Raw genomic sequence first — 6,668 nt, forward strand, 5'->3', positions numbered from 1 at the left:
GGTCAGGATGGGCCGACTCGGCGGGAAGTGACGTCGGCGCATCCCTCGGCAGCTGGGTCGCAGGCCTGCCCGACGACGCCTTCGAGCACGACGGGCAGCTCACCAAGCGCGACCTGCGGGCGTCGGCGCTCGCCCGGCTCGCCCCGGTCCCGGGTGAGCATCTGTGGGACGTCGGAGCCGGCGCGGGCTCGGTGGGGATCGAGTGGATGCGAGCACACCCGACCTGCACGGCGACCGCGATCGAGGCCAGCCCCGACCGGGCGGCCCGGATCGCTCGCAACGCGTCCTGCCTTGGCGTACCGGGCCTGGCTGTCGTCCACGGCCGCGCGCCAGACGCCCTGGCCGACCTCCCCGCTCCCGACGCGATCTTCATCGGCGGCGGCGCGACCCGCCCAGGCGTACTCGCCACCTGCCTCGCCGCCCTCCGCCCCGGCGGCCGGATCGTCGTCCACGGCGTCACCCTGGAGACCGAGCAGCTCCTCGCACAGCAGCACGCCGAGCGAGGTGGCGAGCTGACCCGGATCTCGGTCGAGTCCGTCGACTCGATCGGCACCTTCCGCGGCTGGGCGCCCCAGCGCACGGTCGTGCAATGGGCCTTCCAGCGCACCCAGTAGGGGTACGCCGGAGCGATCAACAGGCGAGGTCGCGGCGCCAGCGCGGGGTCGTCGACTCCAGGGCCGCGAGGAGTCCGACGGTCTCGGAGGGGTCGCTGAGGCGGTCGCCGAAGAGCTCCTTGATGCGCTTGAGCCGGTGTCGCACCGTCTGCTCGTGGACCATCAGGTGGTCGGCGACGACGGGGGCGCTGGGACGGGTACGCAGCCAGACCAGCATGGTCTCGGCGAGCGCGAGGCGCCGCTTCGGGGTCTCTTCCAGGAGCGGCGCCAGCAGCTGCTCGTCGGCGAAGCGGCGCAGCATCGGGTCGGCGTGCAGGCACAGCTCCGACTGGTGCGCGGCGCACCACACGATGCCGTCCTCGGAGGGACGGATGACCTGCTCGGTGAGCAGGGCCAGGGCCCGCAGACCCCAACGTACGGCGTGGTGGGTGTCGCCGAGCAGCACCTCCCAGGTGACCGCGACCGGGCGACCCGTCGCGGCGACGACCGCTCTGGCCCGATGGTGCAGCTCAGGGGAAGGGCCGATCACGATCATCGCGCCGTCCTCACCCTGACCGATGAGCAGGTGCTCCGTGGGCAGCCCGAGGTCTGCCGGGACCGGTCCGGCCGGCATCACCGCCACCGCCACGCGTTCGGTGACCGCCCAGCCGGCGCGGCCGGCCAGGACGGGCAGGTCGGGTGTCCGGGCGTCACCGACGAGCGCCGCATAGAGCGGCAACCGGGGGTCGGTCGGCGGCACAGGCTCGGCGAAGCCCCGCATCGCGTGCTCGAGAAGCTGGTGCTGATAGTCCATCAGCGCTTCGGCGAGGTAGCTCACCGCCGCCAGCGGAAGCTCCAGCTCGCCGGCGATCTTCGACATCTCCCGCCAGGACTCCTGCGTCGCGATGTGGTGAGCCGCTCGCATCGCATCGAGGTTGTGGCCGGCCCTTCCCTCAAGGCTGCCCAAGCGTTGATAGATGTCGGCGACGGCGGCACCTCGCACCGGGGCGCCGGCCATCGCGTCGATGAACAGCGCGACCGTCTCGCACAGGGCCTCCTCGATGACGTCGTGGACCCGGGGATCGCTGAACGCCGCCACCTCGTGGCAGATCCGTCCGGCGATGCGGCGGGACAGGACCCGCGACCGGGGCCGGCAGGCCACCACGAGCTCTCGAGCGATCGGGTTGGGCGGCGGAGACAGGTTGATCCGCAGCATTGAACGGGGCCTTCTCGGAATCGGGCCCGTGAACGTATCCGTATTCGGTCGTGTCGTCGAAGTCACGCAAATCTCCTCCGCTTCCGTCCCTCGCTGCACTGCGACGTGGGGAGCCGCGCGAAGGACGTATCCCCTATGCAGTGAAGGGCTCGACCGGCTCCGCGTCCAGCGCGATCGACGTACGAGTCGGAACAACCCCGAAAAGTTGTGACGGGCCTCACAACTTTTGGTCGTTGAGGCGAAGTTGTCACCAACCTGACAATTTTGGCCCGCTCCGGGTCCTCTCGACGGTTTCGAGGTTGCCAGCGGTCGGAGACGGCCCCCTCAATGGTGGCGTCATCGCAGTTGTGGTCGATGTCACATCCGGCTCGATCACGCCCAATCCGGACCGCAAGGGGAGATCGTGAGAACCCAGCCTCCACCCCGTCGCCGCACGTTGGTCGCCACGGCATTCGCCGCGCTCGTGGCCACCGCGTTGCTCGCGGGGGCACCCGCTGCTCAAGCCAGCGACAACCCAACCCTCGAGATCGACTTCGACGCCGTCGGTACGACGCACATCGGTGCGCAGGTCGACTCATCGATGGCCCTGGGGCCCTCGGTGCTCGAGTCGACGCTCGACGTCACCAACGGCCACATCGTCGGGGGTTCCCTCGACATCCCGACGAAGACGATGGACTTCGACGTCTTCGGCATCCCGGCCCGGGCCAAGGTCACCATGACCCAGGTCGGACCCCTGACCGGCGCCATCGTGCCCACCGACCAGCTCGGCAAGTCGTTGCTCACCTCGACCGTCGCCTACGACATCCAGCTGAGCGACGTCGAGGCCAAGGTGTTCGGCGTCTGGTGGCCGCTGGCCGTCGGCAGCCGCTGCCACACCGCCGAACCGGTCTCCATCACCGCCAGCACGCCCGAGGGTGAGTTCTTCACCGTCAACGGCGGCGGGCGGGTCACCTCCACCTACACGATCGGGAGCTTCACCGGGTGCACCGCCCTGAACTTCTTCGACATCCCCGGCTTCTTCCCGACCTTCGGCTCCATCCCGGTCAACGCACTGGTGCCCGGCGCCGACAACACCCTCGAGCTGCAGATCTCGAACCCCCGCGCGGGCACCGCCTGACCCGCTCGGAACCACCCCACCACACAAGGAGAAACATCATGAAGAAGATCACCAGCCGCCTGTTCACCGGTCTCGCCGCGGGAGCACTCGCTGTCGGGACCGTCGCGGCCATGTCCGCGCCGGCCCAGGCGGCCGCCGACACCTACACGCCGAACGGCGGGCCTGACGTCGCCTTCATCGGCAACAGCGTGTCCTTCACCGCCGTCGAGGCCGGCCAGACGCTGACCTGCGAGCAGTTCGACCTTCACGGCACCGTCACCAACCCCGGTGTGAGCAGGGCCTTCGGGGCGGAGGGCGGCGTGCTGGACGAGCTCATCTCCAGCGGCTGCACCAACCCGACCGCCGGTGACACCACGGTCGACCCGACCGGCGTCTGGGGCGTGACGGTCACCGGAGCAGAGGTCGGCTCGGTCTCGCCCGCCACGCTCACCGACGTGACCGCGTTCGTCGAGGCGGCCGGCTGCTCGTTCAACGTCGCGGGCGAGGTGAGCGGCGACTTCGACGACGCCATCGGGTTGTTCACGCCCACCGGGTCGACGCTGATCATCGCCGACGACCCGGTCGGCTTCCTGTGCTCGACCCTCGGTGTCGCGCAGGGTCAGTCCATCACCGTGGACGGGACGTGGAGCAGCACCGGCCTGACGATCAGCAACCCGTGACCGACCGGCGCTGACCGATCCATCAAGGGGTCTGTGTCGGTGGCCATCGGCCATCGACACAGACCCCTACCCATGTCCCGTCCCACCACCACAGGAGAAGAGTCATGAAGAACCTCGCCAGCCGAGTGCTCGCCGGTCTTGCCGCCGGAGCACTCGCCATCGCAACAATCGTGGCGATGTCCTGGCCCGCCCAGGCCGCCGTCGATAACTACACGCCGCACGGCGGACCCGGCGTCTCCCTCCTCGGTAGCGACGTCGTCTTCACCGTCGTCGAGGCCGGTCAGACGTTCACCTGCGAGCAGTTCGACCTGTCGGGCACCCTCACCGGACCCGATGTGAGCCGACCCTTCGGGTCGACCGCCACAACATGGGATCAGCTCGTGTTCAGCGGTTGCACCAACCCTTACTTCGGTGCCACCACGTTCGACCTGACCGGCACGTGGGGATTCGCGATCACCGGGCCCGAGGTCGGCTCGGTCTCGCCCGCCGCGATCACAGACGTGGCGATGTTCGTCGAGATGAACGGCTGCTCGTTCAACATCGCCGGCGAGGTCAGCGGCGACTTCGACGACGCCACTGAGGTGTTCACGCCTACGGGGTCGACCCTGATAATCGCTGACGACCCAGTTGGGTTCGTGTGCTCATCTGTCGGCTTCACCCAGGGTCAGAGCATCAGCGTGAGCGGTTCCTGGCTGATCACCGGTCTGACGATCAGCAACCCGTGATCTACCGACACAGATCCCACCGACGAGTCGGGCGAAAACTTGTCACCGACGTGACAAGTTTCGTCGGCTCCGAGACTAACGATCGGCCAATCTGTGGCGGTCGCCACATTCGCCATCTTTACTGATGGCGGACACCCATGGCCCCGGCCCTCGCCGGACCCGACCACCGTGAGGAACTCTTCATGCGCATCCCCCGCCCCGGAGCACGCGCCGGCAGAGCAACTGTCGGCGTCCTTCTGCTGGCAGCCACCTTCCTTGCCCTCCCCACCGGTCCGGCCCAGGGCGATCCCGAGGTCAATCCGCAGAGCGCCTCGCAGAACAGCCTGAAGGCGCAGCTGCCCGGGGTAACGGCGCTGATCGCGGACAATCCGGCCGAGGGCCAGCCGGGATTCAACGACCTTCCCACCAGCCGGTCGATCAGCATCACCGAAGGCACCGTCACCGCTTCACAGCACGCAGTCGCTCGGCGCTCGAAGATGTCCATCACGGCTCGGCCGGTCTGGGCCGCCATGTATTACGGGGAGTTCAACAATCCGATCGAGAGCCCGACGGGGTACATAGGGCCAAGTTGTTTTAGAAAGATTGCCTGTACCCCCGACCCCTTTTACCAGCCGCCGTGCGCGACAGAGGATCCGACCACGCAGTGGATGACGGCCTATTTTCGCCACCCGATGTACCCAATCAAGCCAATCGAGGGCGGTGGTGCCGAGGTGGGAATCCTCACCGAGGAGAAGATCAATCTGATCGCCTTCGGCACCATCCCGGCCACCGCGACGCTGACGCTATCCGTCCCACGGGTCCGCGGAAAGATCCAGCCGTTGATTGCCCATCTGTGGTCCGACCAGAAGACGGGATGCGCTCCGCGACCGAGCGATATTCCACAGGCGTCCGCGCTAGTGGAAGGGGACATCATCCTCCAACTCAGCGATCTCGAGGTCGACGGCGTGCCGGTCGATCTCGGCGCGCGCTGCCGGACAAAGCAACCGGCCGAACTCTACCTCTGGGCAGACTTTGCCAGTGGGAACTACAACGCCAACAACGGTGGCCCGTTGGGCGCCTATGACGGACTGCATCCGGGGTCACGGGGACCGTTGAACGACCCCTACTACCGTGAGGACAACGGTCGCACCATCCCCCCGTCCTCCGGAATCGATATTCCACCCTTCGTCAACTGCGGCACGAGCGGCGATGATCTCAGTCCCTTAGTCAGCGCCATGGCTTCAGGCCCGAACAATCCAGTGCGTGCCACCCAAGGCCAGATCATCGCCTTCAACCGAATTCCGTTGGAAGACCTCAGCATGTGCGGCGGTTCGCCAACCCGCCCGCTGTGCCCGTTGCCGGCGCCGGAGGTGCCGGAAATGCCGCCGCTGCCAGGCGGCGAGGGTGAGTGACCGATCAGGGTGCCGCCGCTGCGTACTCTCCTCCCGCTGCGTACCTCTCCTCATGGATCACCGAGGAGAGCGCGGAGCGGTGGCGCCAGCCGAAGCGTTCAAGGTCGGACCTCGGACACACCGGCGACCTGGCCGACGCAGAGCCAGGCGACAGACGTACGTGGTCGGGCAGGCCGACCAGGGAGCGCAGGAACTCCTCGCGTAGAAGCTGACCCAGCCGACAACGCCCTCGAGCCGCACTTCGCCAATCCTCGCGCGGGCAGCGCGTGAACCTCTCGGGATGAACCCCACCGATAGGGAGATCACCATGAAGAAGCTCACCAGCACAGTGCTCGCCGGTATCGCCGCCGGCGCACTCGCCATCGCGACCGTCGCGGCGATGTCCCAGCCTGTCCAGGCTGCGGTCGGCACCTACACCCCACACGGTGGCCCCGGCGTCATCCTCATAGGCGATTCCGTCACCTTCACGGTCGAGGGGGCCGACTTCGGCTTTACGTGTCAGCAGTTCGACATGCCGGGCACTCTGTTGAATCCGAGTGGCAGCAGACCATTCGGAACGACCGCCATCACCTGGGACGGGCTCACAGCCGGCGGGTGCAGCTCGCCGAACGGCAGCGAGGTCACGGTCGACCTGACCGGCGCCTGGGGCTTCGCGATCACCGGGCCCGAGATCGGCTCGGTCTCCCCCGCCTCGATCACCGACACGGCGATGAACGTCGGGACGGCCGGATGCTCGTTCAGCATCGCCGGCGACATCGCCGGCACCTTCGACGACGCCACCGGTGCCTTCATCCCCGACGGGTCGACGCAGATCGTTGCCGACGACCCCGTGGGTTTCCTATGCCCTGTGCTCGGAGTCGCACAGGGACAGGCCGTACATGTGAGCGGCAGCTGGACCATCGCGGGTCTGACGATCACGAATCCGTGATCGACCGTCACAGCACCACCCACGAGCCGAGCGAAAACT

At 67.7% G+C, this 6,668-nt stretch carries 7 protein-coding genes; 6 read left to right on the forward strand and 1 reads right to left on the reverse strand.

Annotated features, from left to right (window positions below; all coding sequences use genetic code 11):
* On the forward strand, window positions 1–614 hold a 614-nt coding region (gene cbiT / locus ACRDPS_RS02855; RefSeq protein ID WP_431500104.1), incomplete at its 5' end, for a precorrin-6Y C5,15-methyltransferase (decarboxylating) subunit CbiT.
* Window positions 615–630: 16 nt separating this feature from the next.
* Here cbiT and ACRDPS_RS02860 read toward each other — a convergent pair.
* Window positions 631–1,809, reverse strand: coding sequence for a helix-turn-helix domain-containing protein (locus tag ACRDPS_RS02860; protein WP_431500105.1), 1,179 nt, complete (start codon window positions 1,807–1,809; stop codon window positions 631–633).
* A gap of 403 nt (window positions 1,810–2,212) precedes the next feature.
* Between ACRDPS_RS02860 and ACRDPS_RS02865 the strand changes: the two genes are divergently transcribed.
* The 5 genes from ACRDPS_RS02865 to ACRDPS_RS02885 all read left to right on the forward strand — a co-directional run bounded on the left by ACRDPS_RS02865 (window position 2,213) and on the right by ACRDPS_RS02885 (window position 6,629).
* A complete protein-coding gene (locus ACRDPS_RS02865) occupies window positions 2,213–2,926 on the forward strand; it encodes a hypothetical protein (protein WP_431500106.1) in 714 nt (237 codons plus the stop codon).
* Between the two features lie 38 nt (window positions 2,927–2,964).
* A complete protein-coding gene (locus ACRDPS_RS02870; protein ID WP_431500107.1) occupies window positions 2,965–3,585 on the forward strand; it encodes a hypothetical protein in 621 nt (206 codons plus the stop codon).
* 104 nt (window positions 3,586–3,689) lie between these two features.
* On the forward strand, window positions 3,690–4,310 hold the full coding sequence (locus tag ACRDPS_RS02875) for a hypothetical protein (RefSeq protein ID WP_431500108.1): 621 nt from the start codon (window positions 3,690–3,692) through the stop codon (window positions 4,308–4,310).
* Between the two features lie 182 nt (window positions 4,311–4,492).
* Window positions 4,493–5,701 carry a hypothetical protein gene (locus ACRDPS_RS02880; protein ID WP_431500109.1) on the forward strand — a complete coding sequence of 403 codons (1,209 nt, stop codon included), beginning with the start codon at window positions 4,493–4,495 and terminating at the stop codon, window positions 5,699–5,701.
* Window positions 5,702–5,981: 280 nt separating this feature from the next.
* The gene (locus ACRDPS_RS02885) at window positions 5,982–6,629 is read left to right on the forward strand and encodes a hypothetical protein (RefSeq protein ID WP_431500110.1); all 648 of its coding nucleotides are present in this window, start codon (window positions 5,982–5,984) and stop codon (window positions 6,627–6,629) included.
* Window positions 6,630–6,668 lie beyond the last annotated feature (39 nt).

Source organism: Nocardioides sp., from assembly GCF_050699375.1.
Classification (GTDB): domain Bacteria; phylum Actinomycetota; class Actinomycetes; order Propionibacteriales; family Nocardioidaceae; genus Nocardioides.